The 17,716-nt window shown below is 49.7% G+C and carries 20 protein-coding genes; 16 read left to right on the forward strand and 4 right to left on the reverse strand.

Translation table 11 applies throughout. The features are described 5' to 3' along the window. Positions 1-4 precede the first annotated feature (4 nt). From modB to R3E63_08385, 13 genes are all read left to right on the forward strand, one after another. A complete protein-coding gene (gene modB, locus R3E63_08325; protein MEZ5539933.1) occupies positions 5-688 on the forward strand; it encodes a molybdate ABC transporter permease subunit in 684 nt (227 codons plus the stop codon). Further along, positions 681-1,760 (forward strand): molybdenum ABC transporter ATP-binding protein, encoded by a 1,080-nt coding sequence (gene modC, locus R3E63_08330; protein ID MEZ5539934.1) that lies wholly within the window; start codon positions 681-683, stop codon positions 1,758-1,760. The genes modB and modC overlap by 8 nt, the downstream gene beginning before the upstream one ends. A 34-nt stretch (positions 1,761-1,794) precedes the next feature. After that, positions 1,795-2,085 carry a zf-TFIIB domain-containing protein gene (locus R3E63_08335; protein MEZ5539935.1) on the forward strand — a complete coding sequence of 97 codons (291 nt, stop codon included), beginning with the start codon at positions 1,795-1,797 and terminating at the stop codon, positions 2,083-2,085. A gap of 152 nt (positions 2,086-2,237) precedes the next feature. Beyond that, positions 2,238-2,840, forward strand: coding sequence for a Yip1 family protein (locus R3E63_08340; protein ID MEZ5539936.1), 603 nt, complete (start codon positions 2,238-2,240; stop codon positions 2,838-2,840). 48 nt (positions 2,841-2,888) lie between these two features. Next, on the forward strand, positions 2,889-4,313 hold the full coding sequence (ccoN, locus tag R3E63_08345; protein ID MEZ5539937.1) for a cytochrome-c oxidase, cbb3-type subunit I: 1,425 nt from the start codon (positions 2,889-2,891) through the stop codon (positions 4,311-4,313). Beyond that, complete coding sequence (gene ccoO, locus R3E63_08350; GenBank protein MEZ5539938.1) at positions 4,310-4,969, forward strand: cytochrome-c oxidase, cbb3-type subunit II; 660 nt, start codon at positions 4,310-4,312, stop codon at positions 4,967-4,969. The genes ccoN and ccoO overlap by 4 nt, the downstream gene beginning before the upstream one ends. A gap of 2 nt (positions 4,970-4,971) precedes the next feature. Beyond that, positions 4,972-5,178, forward strand: a complete 207-nt coding sequence (locus R3E63_08355) for a cbb3-type cytochrome c oxidase subunit 3 (GenBank protein MEZ5539939.1) — start codon at positions 4,972-4,974, stop codon at positions 5,176-5,178. Beyond that, on the forward strand, positions 5,175-6,080 hold the full coding sequence (gene ccoP, locus R3E63_08360) for a cytochrome-c oxidase, cbb3-type subunit III (GenBank protein MEZ5539940.1): 906 nt from the start codon (positions 5,175-5,177) through the stop codon (positions 6,078-6,080). Before R3E63_08355 ends, ccoP begins: the two co-directional genes overlap by 4 nt. A gap of 30 nt (positions 6,081-6,110) precedes the next feature. Next, positions 6,111-7,547 (forward strand): cytochrome c oxidase accessory protein CcoG, encoded by a 1,437-nt coding sequence (gene ccoG, locus R3E63_08365; protein MEZ5539941.1) that lies wholly within the window; start codon positions 6,111-6,113, stop codon positions 7,545-7,547. Beyond that, positions 7,544-7,759, forward strand: coding sequence for a FixH family protein (locus R3E63_08370; GenBank protein ID MEZ5539942.1), 216 nt, complete (start codon positions 7,544-7,546; stop codon positions 7,757-7,759). Before ccoG ends, R3E63_08370 begins: the two co-directional genes overlap by 4 nt. Before the next feature lie 20 nt (positions 7,760-7,779). Next, positions 7,780-10,218: a heavy metal translocating P-type ATPase gene (locus R3E63_08375; protein MEZ5539943.1), complete on the forward strand. Its 2,439-nt coding sequence runs from the start codon at positions 7,780-7,782 to the stop codon at positions 10,216-10,218. Further along, positions 10,215-10,382 (forward strand): cbb3-type cytochrome oxidase assembly protein CcoS, encoded by a 168-nt coding sequence (gene ccoS / locus R3E63_08380; GenBank protein ID MEZ5539944.1) that lies wholly within the window; start codon positions 10,215-10,217, stop codon positions 10,380-10,382. The genes R3E63_08375 and ccoS overlap by 4 nt, the downstream gene beginning before the upstream one ends. Further along, on the forward strand, positions 10,351-11,058 hold the full coding sequence (locus R3E63_08385) for a sulfite exporter TauE/SafE family protein (protein ID MEZ5539945.1): 708 nt from the start codon (positions 10,351-10,353) through the stop codon (positions 11,056-11,058). The genes ccoS and R3E63_08385 overlap by 32 nt, the downstream gene beginning before the upstream one ends. 17 nt (positions 11,059-11,075) lie before the next feature. On the opposite strand, the gene R3E63_08390 is transcribed toward R3E63_08385, so the two are convergent. Genes R3E63_08390 through R3E63_08405 form a run of 4 tightly spaced genes read right to left on the reverse strand, consistent with a single transcriptional unit; the run spans position 11,076 to position 14,475 of the window. After that, complete coding sequence (locus tag R3E63_08390) at positions 11,076-11,849, reverse strand: heme ABC transporter ATP-binding protein (GenBank protein MEZ5539946.1); 774 nt, start codon at positions 11,847-11,849, stop codon at positions 11,076-11,078. Position 11,850: 1 nt separating this feature from the next. After that, on the reverse strand, positions 11,851-12,882 hold the full coding sequence (locus tag R3E63_08395; protein MEZ5539947.1) for an iron ABC transporter permease: 1,032 nt from the start codon (positions 12,880-12,882) through the stop codon (positions 11,851-11,853). Positions 12,883-12,902: 20 nt separating this feature from the next. After that, positions 12,903-13,784, reverse strand: a complete 882-nt coding sequence (locus tag R3E63_08400) for an ABC transporter substrate-binding protein (protein MEZ5539948.1) — start codon at positions 13,782-13,784, stop codon at positions 12,903-12,905. A 37-nt stretch (positions 13,785-13,821) separates the two neighbouring features. Further along, positions 13,822-14,475, reverse strand: a complete 654-nt coding sequence (locus R3E63_08405) for a TonB family protein (protein ID MEZ5539949.1) — start codon at positions 14,473-14,475, stop codon at positions 13,822-13,824. Positions 14,476-14,629: 154 nt separating this feature from the next. Between R3E63_08405 and R3E63_08410 the strand changes: the two genes are divergently transcribed. The 3 genes from R3E63_08410 to R3E63_08420 are packed head-to-tail and all read left to right on the forward strand — an operon-like array spanning position 14,630 to position 17,697. Further along, a complete protein-coding gene (locus tag R3E63_08410; protein ID MEZ5539950.1) occupies positions 14,630-16,714 on the forward strand; it encodes a TonB-dependent hemoglobin/transferrin/lactoferrin family receptor in 2,085 nt (694 codons plus the stop codon). A gap of 24 nt (positions 16,715-16,738) precedes the next feature. Continuing rightward, positions 16,739-17,128, forward strand: a complete 390-nt coding sequence (hutX, locus tag R3E63_08415) for a heme utilization cystosolic carrier protein HutX (GenBank protein MEZ5539951.1) — start codon at positions 16,739-16,741, stop codon at positions 17,126-17,128. A gap of 29 nt (positions 17,129-17,157) precedes the next feature. Continuing rightward, a complete protein-coding gene (locus tag R3E63_08420) occupies positions 17,158-17,697 on the forward strand; it encodes a pyridoxamine 5'-phosphate oxidase family protein (GenBank protein MEZ5539952.1) in 540 nt (179 codons plus the stop codon). The last annotated feature ends 19 nt before the right edge of the window (positions 17,698-17,716 follow it).

Here is a 17,716-nt window from a genome sequence, read left to right on the forward strand (position 1 = left end):
AAGCATGAATGATTTCAGTGCAAATGACATAGCAGCTATTTGGCTGACGCTGAAATTAGCTGCCGTAGTGACGCTACTGTTACTGCTGCTCTGCACACCGTTGGCATGGTGGTTGGCGCGCACAAAATCGCGTATCGCTGCTGTAATCGGCACGATTGTCGCGATGCCCTTGGTGTTGCCACCAACGGTGATCGGTTTTTATTTATTGCTGTTGATGGGGCCGAACGGTGCCGTCGGTCAGCTCACACAAGCACTTGGTATTGGGCTGTTGCCTTTTACTTTCAGCGGCTTGGTGATGGCATCACTGATTTATTCTTTGCCGTTTGTTGTGCAACCGCTGCAAAACGCTTTTGAATCTGTGGGCGAGCCCCTGTTAGAAACCGCAGCCACGCTGCGCGCAAATACTTTTGATACTTTTCGCAGCGTTGTGCTGCCGCTTTCCGTTTCCGGCTATATCACCGCTGCTACGCTAGGCTTTGCACACACCGTGGGTGAATTTGGTGTGGTATTGATGTTGGGCGGTAATATTCCGAAAGAAACACAAGTGTTGTCTGTGCAGGTTTACAACCATGTTGAAGCCATGCAGTACAGCAATGCGCATTGGTTATCGGCGGGTATGTTGCTGTTCTGTTTCATCGTGCTCTTGTTGCTGCAAGGTGTGCGCAAAGCAGGATGGTTGCGTGTCTAAATCACCATCACTGCATATTCATTTACAACAACAGTACGGCAATTTTTCGCTGCACTGCGATATTGATTTACCCATGCAAGGTGTGACAGTTATTTTCGGTCGCTCCGGCTGCGGAAAAACCACACTACTGCGCTGTATTGCAGGGCTGACACAAGCGCACGGCACACTACAATTTGACGAAAAAATTTGGCAAAACGCTACGCAGTTTGTGCCGACACACCGCCGCCCACTCGCCTATGTGTTTCAAGAACCGCGTTTGTTTCCGCACTTGGATGTGCGCGGCAATTTGCAGTTTGCTTTGAAGCGTGTACCGCTCAATCAACGCCGCATCCAGTTTGATGACGCTGTAGCTTGGTTATCGCTAGAAAACTTGCTGGCGCACAAACCCGCACAGCTTTCCGGTGGTCAGCAACAACGCGTTGCCATTGCGCGCGCGCTGCTCGCCAGCCCGCAGTTGTTGTTGATGGATGAACCGCTCGCCAGTCTCGATATCGATAGTAAAACCGAAATCCTGCCCTACCTCGAACGGCTGCACACGCAACTCGACATCCCCATCCTGTATGTCACACACGCGCTGGACGAAGTGGCGCGGCTGGCTGATCGCGTTTTATTGCTGGATAACGGACGCGTGCAAGCAATGGGCGCGCTCAATGATTTACTGACGCAACCGCAGTTGCCACTCTCGCATTTTGACGAAGCCTCTGCCGTGCTGGATGCCACCATCACCGCGCACGACACGCACTATCACCTGAGCCAAGTGGCAATTAACGGCGGCTCGCTCACGGTAGCGTTGTCGCCGCTGCCCATCGGCAGTCACACGCGGGTGCGCATACTGGCGCGCGATGTCAGTATCGCCCTACAACCGCCTTCACAGAGCAGCATCCAAAACAGCTTGGCGGTGCAGATTGTCGATATCAGCTCCGATCGCGATCCTGCACGCGTATTGGTGAGATTGGCGCTGGGCGACACACACTTACTGGCACGCATCACGCGCCGCGCCGCCGATCAACTCGCGCTGCAAACGCAACAAACGGTGTACGCGCAGATCAAAGCCGTTGCGTTAATGCGGTAATATTCGCTGGAATATCAATCCGTTGGAGAAACACATGCAATGCCCTATTTGTACTGGCACAAACTTGGTGATGTCTGAGCGACAAGGCATTGAGATCGACTACTGTCCACAGTGTCGCGGCGTATGGCTGGATCGTGGAGAGCTGGACAAAATCATCGAACGCTCGGCTCCAGCGCCGGCAGCGCAAACAGCACCACAACCCGCGCCACAAGCCATCCCACAACAACCGATTCCGCAGCCGTACAGCACTTATGGCAAACACCACAGCGGTCACTATAAAAAACACAAACGCGAAAGTTTTTTATCGGATTTATTCGACTTCTGATTCATGTCACGAGACGGTGTAAGCACTTCTCACACCGACAAACGCGTTTATTCCCCGTAAAATACAGGGAATTAGATTTGACCCGTATCAACAAACCCGCACTCGAAAGCGACTAGAATGCCGCCGCGAGAGCACAGACAGCGGTTTATTCCATGCTAAATAATCCTTTCAATTTTTTGTTGTCTCCTAAAAAGCAGTGGCAAACAGTGGCCAATGCCTCGTTGAATGCGCTGCGCACCTCCGCCCTCTACACTTTTATTCTTGCCGCACTGGCCTGCTACGCGTGGTATTACGGCACCACAACCGCAGGCTGGCAGCTACCTGGTGGTAGCGAGCTGATACGCCTAGCACCCGATAGCGCACTGCGCATTGTTATCGCGTTCTACTGCGCCATCATCTTGGCGCTGTGGGGTATCGGTTATGCCATTCACTGGATGGCCGGCACCTACGGCTCCATCACTACTTTCACTAAGGGCTATGCCGTGGCGGCCTATGGCGCGACCCCTCTCTTTCTCGCTGGTTTGGCTGGTTTTTTCCCCAACCTAGGCCTCGACCTCATTATCGGCATGGTTGCAGTGAGCTGGGCGGTCTACTTGTTGTACACCGGGCTGCCCATCGTGATGAATATCCCCGAAGAGCGCGGCTTCCTGTATGCCAGCGCTGTGCTCGGCGTGTGCTTGGTTTTCTTGGTGGCGATGATGGGTGCCACGGTTGTTCTATGGAATTTCGGCTTAATGCCTGTATTCGTAGACTGACACGCGGAATCTGTATCCCCTTTCTAACCCTGAAGTTAAAGGCGTCCTATGCAAGCTGATCATCAAAATACGACCCCCGTGGTGTACAACTATCGGGTAGTGCGGCAATTTACCGTCATGACCGTGGTGTGGGGCATTGTCGGTATGCTCGTCGGCGTGTTGATCGCCGCACAGCTGGTCTGGCCCGACCTCAACTTCGGTCAAGCATGGCTGTCGTTTGGCCGACTGCGCCCTCTGCACACCAACGCCGTTATTTTCGCCTTCGGTGGTAGTGCATTGATTGGTACATCGCTCTATATCGTGCAACGCACTTGCCAAGCGCGCTTGATTTCAGACGGCCTCGCCGCCTTTGTTTTCTGGGGCTGGCAATTGGTGATTGTGCTTGCCGCGATTACGCTCCCCATGGGCATAACTACCAGCAAGGAATACGCCGAACTGGAATGGCCGATTGATATCCTGATCGCTATTGTCTGGATTGCTTACGGCATTGTTTTCTTTGGCACCATCACCAAGCGCCGCACCTCCCACATTTATGTCGCCAACTGGTTTTACGCTGCATTTATTATCGCTATCGCCGCGTTGCACATTCTGAACAGCGCAGAAATGCCCGCGACTTTAACGAAGTCTTACTCCGCCTACGCCGGCGCAGTGGATGCCATGGTGCAGTGGTGGTATGGCCACAATGCTGTAGGTTTTCTGCTCACTGCCGGCTTCCTCGGCATGATGTACTACTTCGTCCCTAAGCAAGCGGAACGCCCTGTTTATTCCTATCGTCTTTCTATCGTGCATTTCTGGGCTTTGATCGCCACCTATATCTGGGCCGGCCCTCACCATCTGCACTACACCGCGTTACCACCGTGGGTGCAAAGCTTGGGCATGATTATGTCCGTGATTTTGCTAGCTCCCTCATGGGGCGGCATGATCAACGGCGTGATGACGCTTTCAGGCGCGTGGGACAAATTGCGCACCGACCCCATTCTGCGCTTCTTGGTGGTGTCACTGTCTTTCTACGGCATGTCCACTTTTGAAGGCTCGATGATGTCGATTAAAAGTGTCAACGCGATGTCGCATTACACCGACTGGACGATCGGCCATGTGCACTCCGGTGCGCTCGGCTGGGTGGCGATGATCACCATCGGCTCCTCTTACCACTTAATCCCGATTCTGTTCGGCAAACAGAGCTTGTACAGCATCAAATTGGTGAGTGTGCATTTCTGGCTCTCCACAGTCGGCACCGTGTTGTATATCGCCTCCATGTGGGTCAACGGCATTATCCAAGCACTGATGTGGCACGCCTACAACGCGGACGGCACACTCACTTACAGCTTTGCTGAATCCGTTTCTGCCAGCTACCCCGGTTATATCGTGCGTTTTGCGGGCGGCGCCATGTTCCTTTCTGGCATGTTAATCATGGCGTACAACATGTGGAAAACTTCGCAGATGCCAGCTGCCACAGCGGAGCAATCATCATGAGTGGACAAGAAAATCTACACAGCAAAATTGAAAAAAACATTGCATTGATGATGGTATTAATTCTTATCGTCATTAGCTTTAGTGTTTTGGTAGAAATTGTTCCACTCGCTTTTCAAAAAGATGTCACGGAACCCATCAAAGGTTTGAAACCGTTCTCCGCGTTGCAACTGGAAGGGCGAGATATTTATATCCGCGAAGGCTGCGTAGGATGTCACTCACAAATGATTCGCCCATTCCGCGCAGAAACAGAGCGCTACGGCTTTTATTCTGTTGCCGGCGAATCGGTTTATGAGCGTCCGTTTTTATGGGGATCCAAACGCACAGGGCCAGACTTGGCGCGTGTTGGCGGCCGTTACAGTGATGAATGGCACAGCGCGCACTTGTACAACCCGCGCGATGTAGTACCGGAATCCGTGATGCCTGCATACACTTGGTTGTTTGACAATGTACTGGATGGCAAAGACACCGCTGCAAAAATGCGTGCGTTACGCAAATTGGGCGTGCCTTATTCCGATGCAGATATTGAAGGAGCACAAGCGGCTGTTGCTGGCAAATTAGAAGTGGATGCCGTGATTGCTTACTTGCAACAACTCGGCACTGTGATCCCTGCCAACCCTGCGATTCAACAGCGCATCCAAGCGCAGGAGAAGCAGTAAACATGGATCTCAACACGGTGCGTGGATTAATCACGCTGGCATTATTGATTCTATTTATTTGGTTGATTGCGTGGGCTTATAGCAAAAAACGCAAACAAACTTTTACTGATGCTGCCAATTTACCGTTTGCTGATGAAGCCATTGCTGATCGCTCAAAACAGCAAGCAGCACAAACGACAACCAACACCAGAACGGGAGATGTTGAATGAGCAGTTTCTGGAGCACTTGGGTCATTGCTCTCACCACGATTGTCCTCGTCGGTATCGTGTGGGTTTTATTTGGCAACCGTACGCGTTCAGGTGATCCCGATGCCACCACCGGCCATGTTTACGATGGTATTGAAGAATATGACAACCCTATGCCCGCATGGTGGTTTTACATGTTTGTTTTAACCATCATTTTCAGTATCGGTTACTTAGTTTTGTATCCAGGCATGGGTAACTACAAAGGTGCGCTCGGCTGGACACCCGAAGGCCAATGGCATATTGAAAACGAAAAAGTCGACGCCAAAGTGAACGAAGCCTTGGCGCCTTACGCCAATATGTCGATAGAAGAATTGGCAAAAGATGAAAAAGCACATCGTATCGGCCAACGCTTGTTTGCTTCCAACTGCGCAGTGTGCCACGGCGCTGACGCAGGTGGCGTCAAAGGCTTTCCTAATTTACGCGACAGTGATTGGTTGTACGGTGGCTCACCCGATCAAATTTTAGAAACGATTGGTAAAGGTAGAAAAGGCAGTATGCCACCGTGGAAAGGTGTGCTCACCGAACAACAAATGGATGATGTTGCCACTTGGATTACCACCAAAGACGCCAACCAAAAACCTGAAGCAGGCGCGAAAGTTTTTGCCACTTATTGCGCGGTCTGTCACGGCCCCGATGCCAAAGGTTTACAAGCAGTGGGAGCGCCCAACTTAACCGACGATATTTGGTTGTACGGCGGTGATATCGGCGAAATCAAAATCACCATCCACAACGGGCGCAATGGTCAAATGCCTGCACACGAACATTTACTGATTCCAGAAAAAATTCGTCTGCTGGCAGCCTTTGTATACGGATTAAGCCACGACACGAGCAATACCGCAGGGAAGCGCGAACAAGCAATACAGTAGCACTTCAATCACTGCACAATGGTATGAGAGATGTCATCGAGTGATCCAGATAGAATTCCCTTAGTTAATGAATATGTGCCAGACCAACTGGCACCCAAGGAAGTCGCGGAACTCGATCTCTACCAAAAGCGTGAGAAAATTTACACGCGCAGCATTGAAGGTTTTTTTCAACGCATTCGTTTATTTACCGGCTGGCCACTGCTCGTTGGTTATTTTTTTCTACCGTGGACACAGTGGCACGGCCACCAAACCATTCTATTTGATCTCCCCGCGCGCAAATTTTATATTTTTGATTTAGTTTTCTGGCCGCAAGATTTAGTGCTACTGGCATGGACACTGATCATCGCCGCCTTCGCATTATTCTTTTTCACTTCATTATTTGGTCGTATTTGGTGCGGTTATTCCTGCCCGCAAACCGTATGGACCAGTATTTTTATGTGGATGGAACAAAAAGCGGAAGGTAGCCGAAACCAGCGCATCAAATTAGACCAAGCACCGTGGTCTATAGAAAAAGTTTTACGAAAAACTGCCAAACACACCATGTGGATAAGCTTCGCTTTTTTAACCGGTTTTACTTTTGTCGGTTATTTCACTTCCATTACTGAGCTCAGCTTTACTTTCTTTTCAGGGAGTGCAGATTTAGCCGTTTACGCATGGATAGGCCTGTTTGCCTTCATGACTTACCTCAACGCCGGTTGGCTGCGTGAGCAAGTGTGTTTGTACATGTGCCCGTATGCGCGCTTTCAAGCAGCGATGTTTGATAGCGACACTTTGACTGTCACTTACGACAATGTGCGCGGCGAACCACGCGGTGCACGACGCGTGAATGACGGCGAAAAACCTTCCGCTCTCGGCGACTGCATCGACTGTATGTTGTGCGTACAAGTGTGCCCTACCGGCATCGATATACGCGATGGCTTGCAATACGAATGTATCAACTGCGCCTTATGTGTTGATGCCTGTAACGCCGTGATGGAAAAAGTGGGTTACGCGCCTAACTTGATTGCTTACAGTTCAGAAAACCGCGTAGAGGGAAAGAAATTTCACTGGCTGCGTTTACGCACCGTTGGCTACGGCGGTGTGTTATTGATTATGTGTGGCTTATTTATTGGCGCATTGATACTGCGCGAAACTACGGATGTAAAAATCTTGCGCGAACGCAATGCCATGTATCAAGTGCGCAATGGAAACATAGAAAATGTTTATACACTAAAAATTGGCAATCGCGATCGCAATAGCCATCGTTACACTATCAGCGTCAACCACGAAAATATTTCCATTGTTGGCGAAACCTCGTTACAAGTCGGCTCTGGCGAAGAGCTGAGTGTTCCGCTGCGTTTATCCATGCCGGTTTCCGCATGGAAAAGACGCAGTTTTGATATACAGTTTCATGCCTGCCTTGCAGATAACGCAGAGCAAAACCACTGCATCAAGCAGAAAAACCGCTTTACGGGGCCATTGCAATGAGCTCACCGCGTCGCACGGATACAAAACCTTGGCATCAACAATTTTGGCCGTGGTTTATCATTGGCTTGCTCGCTTTTGCGATCAGCTTTTGTTCTGTATTCATTTATTTAGCTGTGAAACACGCCGATCCAGTCATTGACAAAAATTACTATCAAAAAGGTTTGGATATCAACAAGACGCTTGAGCAAAAGGATGAACACTCGCCTCAATAATTGGTTGGGTAGCAACGCTCATGCGTAACAGCGCGGCGCATTGCTTTCACTGTCAGGCGTTGTTGCCACACAACAATCCACTGCAATTTTCAGCAATTATCAACCAAGAAACACGCTACTTTTGCTGCCCTGCCTGCCTTGCAGTGGCCAGCACCATCCACAACCTCGGTTTAGAACAATACTATCGCCAACGCGATAACAAACCGCAGCAACCCTCCAATACAGATGTACTCATCATTGATGCCGCAGCTTTTGATACCGTTGTGCGTGTTATCGATAAAACGCTGTGCGAAGTACAGCTGTTTATACCGGATATTCACTGCACTTCCTGTTGCTGGCTGATTGAAAAGCGCCTGCAACAATTAACAGGCATCACCAAAGTACAGGCTCAATTTCATTCACACAAACTCACATTACACTGGCACCAAGACCAACTGCCATTAGACGAAATTCTTCGCATTCTGCAGGACATAGGCTATCGCGCAACACCTTGGCAACCTACGCGCCAACAAAGCACAACAAACTTGCAGCAAAAGAAATTGTTGCAGCGTTTAGGTGTAGCAGGATTACTCGCACTACAAATTCACATGGTTGCTATGGGCGGTTACTTCGGCGCAGACAGTAATATGCAGCAGTGGCTCAATGTCGTTGCGCTACTGCTCTCCATTCCTGTGTGGTTTTATTGCGCCGATATTTTCTTTCACAACGCCAACAGAAGCATACGCAACTTATTACAACGCAATAGAGATACCTTTGTTATCAACATGGATGTACCCATTGCTGTGGCCATTATTGCCGCCGCAATTGCCAGCATTATCGCCGTCATACAGCGCACCGACGATGTGTATTTTGACTCCATCGCCATGTTTGTGTTTCTTCTGCTCGGCGCGCGGTTTCTTGAAGCACGCGCAAGAAATCGACTCGCAGAATACGCACAAGAACCGCTATTACCGCAAACCTGTATTCGTTTACACAACAAACAGAGAGAAAACATTAGCATTCACTCTTTGCAAATTAATGACTGCATAGTGGTTGAAACCGGCATTATCCCTATCGATGGAGACATTATTTCTGGCAGCGCCGCCATTGAACAAGCCGTGATTACCGGCGAGTTTTTACCCGTGCAAAAACAAGCAGGCGACACCGTACTCGCTGGCACCACGCTGCTCAATGGACAAATCATTGTGCAAGCGAAACACTGGGGAGCAGACAGCCACATTGCGCACTTGCATCAGCGCATGGAGCAAGCGTTTTTCCAAAAACAGCAACGGCATTTCACCGCGCGCACTATGTACGATCGCGTGGCACAAATTTTTACGCCCACTGTATTGTTACTCGCCACACTCAGCGCACTGTATTGGTGGTGGGCAGACGCCAGCAAAGCATTACCCAGTTTTCTCGCTGTGCTAGTTGCTAGCTGCCCTTGTGCATTAACACTCGCCGCACCCACAGCACTCACTGCTGCAACATTGCGTTTACGCCAATACGGCATTCTCATCACAAGCAGTCATGTATTAAAGATACTTCCCGCGATTACGCAATATGTTTTTGATAAAACAGGCACGCTGACACAAGGCCGTATGCACATTTCGCACATTCAATTATTTGGCACACACAGTGAAGAAGAATGCGTTGCCATTGCTGCCGCCATGGAACGCAATTCCACTCACCCCATCGCCAGTGCTTTTCACACAGCGCAACGAGATAACACTTTTTTTACCGTTGATAAAACGCAATCCGTATTACACTGCGGAATAGAGGCAAAAAAAGATCATGTTATTTATCGACTCGGCAAACAAGATTGGGCTTGCGCAGAGGAGAATATCGTACTCAAAGACAATATGCATGACACCATTCCCTTATTTTTATCAGAAAACAGCAAGTTATTAGCTATTTTTTATTTGGGTGATCCACTGCGCACTACAGCCACTCAATGTATAAATGCTCTACAAAAAGATGGCATTCAATGCACGATTGCATCAGGCGATAATTCCAATGCTGTCGATGCAGTTGCTCGCACTCTCAATATCAACACCGTGCATCGCCATTGCTCACCCAATCAAAAAGTGCAAATCATTGAAACATTGCGGCAACAACAAAAAGTGTTGATGGTGGGCGATGGCATCAACGATGGCCCTGTTTTAGCACACGCCGATGTCTCCGTTGCTTTAGCAGATGCCAGCAAAACAGCACAGCTCGCTGCCGATGTTATTTTGTTAAACAATCAATTGGATGATTTATTGCAGTTGCGTACTATTGCTCTGCACACGCGCACTATTGTGCGACAAAATCTTTCATGGGCACTGGTCTACAATGTAGGCATCCTGCCTTTGGCAGCAACAGGCTGGCTCACGCCAGTCAATGCAGCCATCGGTATGGCTATCAGCTCTCTGCTGGTAACAATCAATGCGCTGCGCTTACTACCACGCACACGCCGGCTTCAAGTAGAAACCTTATGACCAGTTTTTATCTCATCATTCCTGTCGCTGTTATTTTTTGCGTCATCGCCATCAGCGCTTGGCTGTGGGCGAACCGCAGCGGTCAATACGATGATCTCGATCGTGAAGCGCGGCGCATCCTCGAGGAGGAAGATGCAATCATCACGAATAAAAACCATGAATGATTTTTTGCCTGCACTATTTTCTGCATTTGCGCTTGGTTTTATGAGTAGTGGGCACTGTTTAGGTATGTGTGGTGGCATCGCCTGCGCACTCGGCTTGCAACAACACCCCAAAAAAAAATTGGCGCTACTGATTTACCACGCCGGCCGCATCACAACTTATGCATTGCTCGCATTACTGTTCGGCGCTGCGCTGCAACATCTCACCCATCGTATCCCACTACTTGCGCCAACACTGCGCACTGCTGCGGGATTGTTGTTATTGGCGATGGCACTGCATATCGCACAACTGTGGAGCGGCATCACCAAACTGGAACAAATCGGTACACGCTGGTGGCAACCGATACAGACGCTGGCCAAACCACTGCTGCCCGCCAACACACTGCCAAAAATATTTTTTTTAGGATTGCTGTGGGGATGGCTGCCCTGTGCCTTGGTTTACAGCACACTAGCATGGAGCGCGAGCCGCGCCGATGCAAACACATCTGCATTGTTAATGCTTTTTTTTGGTTTAGGCACAACGCCAGCACTGTTTGCCAGCGGCGTGTTATCACAACAATTACAAAAGTTTTTTCAGCAGAAACAATGGCGCTACGCTGCGGCGAGTTTTTTATCGTTATACGCGGTGTGGACGATTGCTGCCAGTTGGCAACATATAGCTCACGGCATGCAACACTAGCTCAACAGATAACATGACTAAAAATAAAACACTTTACCGTTTTCGCCCGCCACGGAAGTGGGGCGATAGCGCCACACCGCTTCGATCACATCAGGGCGCAAACAATCATCGGGCGCGCCTTCGGTGACGATTTTTCCTTCACGCAAAATACACAGTTGATCACAGTAGCGCGCGGCAAAATTAATATCGTGCAGCACTGCCAATACGCCCCATCCTTGCTGATGCGCCAGTTTGTGTGCGAGATGCATAATTGCGTGCTGCTGCATCATGTCTTGCGCAGAAATGGGCTCATCCAATAACAGCAACGGCGGCTGTTCTGCTTGTGTTAATTGCACCAAAACGCGCGCCAGCTGCACGCGTTGCTGTTCACCACCAGACAGTTCGATAAATAATTTATCCGCCAATGGTGTTGCGTGTGTACGCGCCATCGCTTCTTCCACCAATACAGCCAACTGTTTGCGCTGAATTGTTAAAGGAATACCGCCCAACTCCACTACCTCACGCGCGGTAAACGGCAAACTCAAACGACTGGATTGCGGTAATACCGCCAAGTGGCACGCCAGTTCACGGCGATTCCACTGCCGCAACGGTTTGCCATGAAAAATAATTTCACCAGAGCCATGCCATTCACCGGCAATTAATTTCAAAAAAGTGGATTTTCCTGCACCATTTGGCCCCAACACACCGACCAACTGCGCCGCCGGCAAATGCCATTCTGATATTTCCAGCACCGTTTTTTCTTTGCGAGAAAAATGCACATCGCGCAGTGTGAGCAAACTATTGACTGTCATGTCACACACCATCCGGTTTGCTGCGTTGACGCAACAGCAGTGAGAGAAAAAATGGTGCGCCGAGCAAAGTCGTCACCAAACCAACCGGCAATTCAGCCGGTGCCACTTGGGTGCGTGCAAATAAATCCGCCAAGGCCAATAACAACGCGCCGGCTAGTGCCGACAAAGGTAACAAGCTGCGATGATCGGGGCCTGTCAACAAACGCATCGCGTGCGGCATCACCAAACCGACAAAACCAATAATGCCTGCTGCCGCAACGGCCACGCCCACGCCGATGGCGGATAAAACAATCAACACCCATTTCAAGCGTTCCACATCAATGCCTAAATAGCGCGCTTCCGCTTCACCTAAAGCTAAAGCGTTGAGTGATGCAGCATGGCGTTGAAAAAAAATCGATAACAAAAAAACAGTGATTGCACCTAAAACAATATGCGTGACATTAGCACCAGCGACTGAACCCATTTGCCACAGCGCGATATCACGCAGCACTTGGTCATTGGCGGAATAATTTAAAAAACCAATTGCAGCGCCGCCAAAAGCTGACAGCGCTACACCGGACAACAACAGCACAGAAATGGATGTGCCTTCCGGTGTACGCGCAAAACGATACACCACTAGAGTTGCCAATAAACCACCCAAAAAAGCAGCAATAGGCGTGAGCCAAGCAGCCATGGCGGAAGGCAGCAAAGCGATACACAACACCGCGCCCAAAGCCGCGCCGGTTGAAACACCTGTGATGCCAGGGTCAGCGAGTGGATTGCGAAATAAACCTTGCATCACCACGCCACATTGCGAAAGCAGTGCGCCCACGAACACTGCCAGCAAAAATCGTGGTAAGCGCAGTTGTAGCACCACTGTTTGCTCGTACGCAGCCAATGCAGCACTCTCCTGCCCCGTTGCCGCACTCCATACGGTCTGCAAACTGGCCAGCACTGACAATGGCATAGGACCCGTCACAATAGACAGCCCCGCCACTAACAACAAAGCGGCAACCAGTAGTACCGCCACCCAAAAAGCAGAAAATCGTTTCACCTTATTTTAGATTCCGCTTTTTACTCAGGCTTTGCTGTTTTCTGTTGCAAAAGAGCCTGCAAGCGCAGCGCCTCATCGACGGTCAATACACTCAAGCCAGCCACCAAAGTCTCACTGCGCACCGCAAGTATTTTTCCATTTTTAGCGACTGGCATTGCTGCCAGCGTGGGGTAATCACGCAACAAATGATCCGTAGTATTTTCACCGCCGTCAGCAGCCAACAAAATGAGATCAGGATTGGTGGCCATGATGGCTTCCGCTGAAATAGGCTGGTAACTGTTGTGGCTCATTACATTATTCGCGCCCAACAAACGAATCAACGCATCACCACCTGTACCAACACCTGCCGCGCGCAAACCGCGACTCCCTGCTGACAGTAAAAACAAAGCGCGACTACTCTTAGGTAGCGCATTTTTTTGTAAATCAGCAATTTTTTTCTCCACCTGTTGTACAACGGTTTGTGCTTGCGCTGGTTCATTCATGGTTTTTGCTAACAAACGAATATTCGACAACAAACCAGCACCATCGCTGACAGCAGGCAAACGCACAACCTTAACGCCTGCTGCTTCTACAGCAGTCAGCGTGCTGGCAGGCCCCATGTGTTCACTGCCAATTAATACTGTGGGGCGCAATGCCAATAAGCCTTCTGCGGCTAACTGACGGTGATACCCCACTACAGGTAATTTTTCTTTTTCTGATTGCGGGCTAGTGACATCAATTCCCACCAACTGTTGTGCCACACCAAAATCACGCAACAGCGCAGTAGCGCCCGCATCCGCACTAATAATGCGATCTGTTTTTTGTGCAGTCGCTTCCATTGCCTGTGCAGCAACCGACAGCAGCAAAGCACTTGCTGCAACGAAAAAAGAGCGACAAGGCTTTAGCCATTTTTGATGACGCATTCGATATTTCTCCAAAAATAAATACTTCAAAAAATAATTATTGAATAACAAACTCAACCGGCACTTGTACGCGCGAGCTCACCGCCACACCATTCATACGATACGGTGCGAGCTTCCAATTAGCGACGGCAATTTTCGCTGCATCATCCAGCGACTGGAACCCCGAACTGCGCACAATCGACAATTTTATTTGCTTTCCTGTTTCTGATAACAGGATTTCTAACCACACCGTACCCTGCTGCCCACGCCGTTTTGCCACCGGTGGATACACCGGGCGCGAGGGCGGCGTGAGAAATTGAGGTTTTTTTACTAACACTGGCTGAGCCGTAGCAGCTTGCGAATTCGCTGCTGGCTTAGACGGCGCCGAGTTTGCCACCGCAGCAGGCTTTGTTACTTCAGCAGATGCTTCTTTTTTTGTTTGTACCGCCCGCTCAATTTTCGCAGGGCGTGGTGCTATTTCCGTGCGCACAGGCCGGTGCGGGCGAACAACCGGCTTAACAGGTGGAGGCTCTGTCTGCGGCACTACTTTTGTTACAGGAATGGGTGCAGCGGGCGCGGGTGAAGGAGCAACGGCTGGCGCCACAATAAAAGCTTCCATAACAGGCGCTGGTTTTAGCGTTCCGATGGGAGACACCGCTGACCAACCTCTAAACAACATGAGGTGCAGCAATAACGCTATTGCCGCACTCATGACCCATCCAAAGTTATCCGCCAATCTTTTTTGCATTTTTTCTGTAAACGATAACGATTCCTGTTTACAAATGTTATCGAGATTGATTACCATTTGCAACCTAGATACAGCAACCCCATTCACCACCAACCTAGGCCGCAGGAGCCACTTATCTATGTCTACCTCTGTTCGCTCTCCTTTCTTTCGATTAGCACCGCTTGCGCTGGCAATCACTGCCTCTTGCCATGCGATCGCAGAAGAACAAGCTACTGCCGCCGTACCAAGTACCGATTTGGAAACCGTTATCGTCACAGCAACGCGTAGCGAAGCCGACGAAAAGCAAGTGGCGCGCCCACTGGCAGTCGTTACCAAGGAAAAAATCCAGCATAGACAGCCCACTTCTACGGCAGAAATCGTCAAAGGGGAAACCAATATCGAAGCCACGGGCGGCCCACGCGCTGATAGCCAGCTGGTCAATATTCGTGGCTTAGAAGGCTCACAAGTGCTGCAAACCGTTGATGGCGTGCGTCAGAACTTTGGCTCTGGTCACCGTCCCAGCTTCTTTATTGACCCCGTATTGCTGCGCAGTGTTGAAGTGCTGAAAGGTCCTGCTAGTAGCCTCTGGGGTTCAGGTGCTATTGGCGGGGTGGTCGCGCAGAACACCGTCAACGCCAGCGATATCCTGAAACCAGACCAAGATGTCGGCGGCTTGATCAAATATGGCTATAACGATAACGGCGAGGCGAGCGATACAACTGTCGCCGTCGGCGCGCGTACAGAAACACTCGACTTGCTCGCGTCCGGCTACTATCGCGACAGCAATGATATCGAACTCGGTCATAAAGGCTATCGCCTCGATGACACCCTGCAAGAATCAGGCAACCGCAACCAAGGCACCCTGTTCAAAGCCAGCTGGCAAATCACAGACAGCCAAAGTCTTGCATTGAATGTGCGCAAATCGGAAGCACAGGGCAGCGTGCCCTCCAATAGTTCTGCGCCGGTTTCGCCAACTAGCAACTACCTGATTGATCGCGATGTCGAGAATGAAAATGTGTCTTTGGATTACCGTTTAGACACAGAATCGCCACTGGTGAATGCACAGGCGATGATTTTCCATAACAAGACAGAAATGAATGAATCCCGTTTGAGCGATGGTCGCAGCGACAGCACCGAATTAAAAACACGCGGCTTCGCTTTGAACAACCGCTCTGATTTTGCCGGTGTCAGTTTGTTGTACGGCTTTGATGGTTATCACGACGATTTTTCTACCAAACGCGGCGGTACCAATCGCCCTATACCACCGGAAGCAACGGTCGATGTACTCGGCAAATTTGTGCAAGCGACGATTCCTTTGGTGAGTGATGTATTGCGAACAGAAATTGGCGTTCGTCACGATAAATTCGAAACAGAAGCCAAAAATTTGAATGTGTCACGAGAAGACAGCGCCATTTCGCCATCCGCAGCGCTGGTGTTACAAGCAACCGATTGGATGGAAATTGCTGCGCGTTATGACGAAGCTTTCCGCGCGCCTAGCACCGAAGAAATGTATACCACCGGCTCACACTTCTGCATGGGTCCTCCCTTTGGTTGTAACAAGTTTGTTTCCAATCCTGATCTCGAAGCCGAAGAAGCCGCCAACAAAGAATTGATGACACGCATGAATTGGGACAATGTGTTCACTAGCGACGATCATTTAGCGTTCAAAGCATCCGTGTTTCGCAACGATGTTGATAACTTTATTGAACAAATCGTCACTTCCCCCACCGTTACAGTTATTCCTGCGCCTCCTGGTCCACCCACTGTTATTTTTGATCCAGGCCATACCACTTGGGTGAATGTCGATAAAGCACGCATTAAAGGCGTTGAATTAGAAGCGCGTTACCAGTGGGAAAATCTCTCCACGCGCATCAGCTACGGAAAAATGCGCGGCGAAGATCGCGAAACGGGCGAACACCTAACCAATATTCCTGCAAGCAAATGGGTATTGGATACCAGCTATACTTTCATCCCAGAACAAAAACTCTTAGCCGGTGTGCGTTTTACACAAGCTTCCGCACAAGACCGCACACCTGCTACTACAGCGAACGACTACGATGGCTATCGCACCGTTGATCTTTACAGTAGCTGGCAGCCTGTGGGTGAAAACCTAACGCTTGATCTCAGCATCAACAATGTTACCGATGAATACTATCGCGTTGCATTCCAAGAGCTGTATCAACCAGGCCGTGAAGTGCGCGCTGCTGTTACTTATCGTTTTTAATCATTGATTGTCGAGGAACTACAAATGAGTGAAGCAACGGTACAACTGGCCGGTTCACAAGCGCTCGATTTGTTACAGCAAATCAGCACTTGGGGCAACACCACTACCATCATTTTGCATGGTGGCAGCGTATTTGAATTTAAAGGGGATTTCCCAACAGGTACCATGGCCGAAGGTTTTTACAACCTGAAAGGCAATGGCGGTTTTGAAGGACACCTAAATTTGGAGAGTGTGCAAAGTATTCAATTTCAAAGCAAAAATCATCGCGGTAGAGAAAGTCATGCGCTGGTTTTTGTCGATAAAAATAACGACACCATCTTCAAAATTTTTCTAGGTCGTGATGCTGAAGGCAATTTACTTCAGCATCAACTAGAGAAGTTTGAACAACTGCGTCAACAAGCAGTCTCGCACTAAATCACCCACTGCCACACGAGGTAAAAACCATGGCCGAATCCAATCTCAAACAATCGACGCAAGATAATTTGCAAAATGAAATTTCTGATTTTATCGCCACACAGAAGACTTTAATCCTGTCGTCAATCGACCCACAAGGTCAGCCTTATGCGTCTTATGCGCCATTCGGTATTGGCGATGAGTGTCTGTATGTTTTGTTGTCCGACATCGCACTGCATGCTGTGAATTTGAAATTAAACCCAACGCCATCCGTGATGGTGATTCAAGATGAAAGCGCTTCAGGGGAATTATTTGCACGCCTGCGCGTTACCTATCGCGTTGAAGCAACAGAAATCGCACACACTGCCGGCGAAGCCTATGAAACCGGCATCAACGCCTTGGTGGCACGACACGGCCAGCGCATCAACGAGCTGAAACAGCTCACAGACTTCCACTTATTCTGCTTGCAGCCTATCAGCGGGCGTTATGTGAAAGGTTTTGGCCGCGCCTATGATTTCACTGGCAAATCACTCAACGGCAATGTGATCTCTCACTTGCGTGACGGACATGTCAAACGCCCAGCAGCATGAAGCACGCCCACTAGGCTGT

Source organism: Pseudomonadales bacterium (genome assembly GCA_041395665.1).
In the GTDB taxonomy this organism is placed as follows: domain Bacteria; phylum Pseudomonadota; class Gammaproteobacteria; order Pseudomonadales; family UBA7239; genus UBA7239.

Excerpts from the sequence above, each read along its gene's own strand:
- modB (MEZ5539933.1), top strand. The coding sequence starts at position 5 with ATGAATGATTTCAGTGCAAATGACATAGCAGCTATTTGGCTGACGCTG.
- R3E63_08335 (MEZ5539935.1), top strand. The coding sequence starts at position 1,795 with ATGCAATGCCCTATTTGTACTGGCACAAACTTGGTGATGTCTGAGCGA.
- R3E63_08340 (MEZ5539936.1), top strand. The coding sequence starts at position 2,238 with ATGCTAAATAATCCTTTCAATTTTTTGTTGTCTCCTAAAAAGCAGTGG.
- ccoN (MEZ5539937.1), top strand. The coding sequence starts at position 2,889 with ATGCAAGCTGATCATCAAAATACGACCCCCGTGGTGTACAACTATCGG.
- ccoO (MEZ5539938.1), top strand. The coding sequence starts at position 4,310 with ATGAGTGGACAAGAAAATCTACACAGCAAAATTGAAAAAAACATTGCA.
- R3E63_08355 (MEZ5539939.1), top strand. The coding sequence starts at position 4,972 with ATGGATCTCAACACGGTGCGTGGATTAATCACGCTGGCATTATTGATT.
- ccoP (MEZ5539940.1), top strand. The coding sequence starts at position 5,175 with ATGAGCAGTTTCTGGAGCACTTGGGTCATTGCTCTCACCACGATTGTC.
- ccoG (MEZ5539941.1), top strand. The coding sequence starts at position 6,111 with ATGTCATCGAGTGATCCAGATAGAATTCCCTTAGTTAATGAATATGTG.
- R3E63_08370 (MEZ5539942.1), top strand. The coding sequence starts at position 7,544 with ATGAGCTCACCGCGTCGCACGGATACAAAACCTTGGCATCAACAATTT.
- R3E63_08375 (MEZ5539943.1), top strand. The coding sequence starts at position 7,780 with ATGCGTAACAGCGCGGCGCATTGCTTTCACTGTCAGGCGTTGTTGCCA.
- ccoS (MEZ5539944.1), top strand. The coding sequence starts at position 10,215 with ATGACCAGTTTTTATCTCATCATTCCTGTCGCTGTTATTTTTTGCGTC.
- R3E63_08385 (MEZ5539945.1), top strand. The coding sequence starts at position 10,351 with ATGCAATCATCACGAATAAAAACCATGAATGATTTTTTGCCTGCACTA.
- R3E63_08390 (MEZ5539946.1), bottom strand. The coding sequence starts at position 11,849 with ATGACAGTCAATAGTTTGCTCACACTGCGCGATGTGCATTTTTCTCGC.
- R3E63_08400 (MEZ5539948.1), bottom strand. The coding sequence starts at position 13,784 with ATGCGTCATCAAAAATGGCTAAAGCCTTGTCGCTCTTTTTTCGTTGCA.
- R3E63_08405 (MEZ5539949.1), bottom strand. The coding sequence starts at position 14,475 with ATGAGTGCGGCAATAGCGTTATTGCTGCACCTCATGTTGTTTAGAGGT.
- R3E63_08410 (MEZ5539950.1), top strand. The coding sequence starts at position 14,630 with ATGTCTACCTCTGTTCGCTCTCCTTTCTTTCGATTAGCACCGCTTGCG.
- hutX (MEZ5539951.1), top strand. The coding sequence starts at position 16,739 with ATGAGTGAAGCAACGGTACAACTGGCCGGTTCACAAGCGCTCGATTTG.
- R3E63_08420 (MEZ5539952.1), top strand. The coding sequence starts at position 17,158 with ATGGCCGAATCCAATCTCAAACAATCGACGCAAGATAATTTGCAAAAT.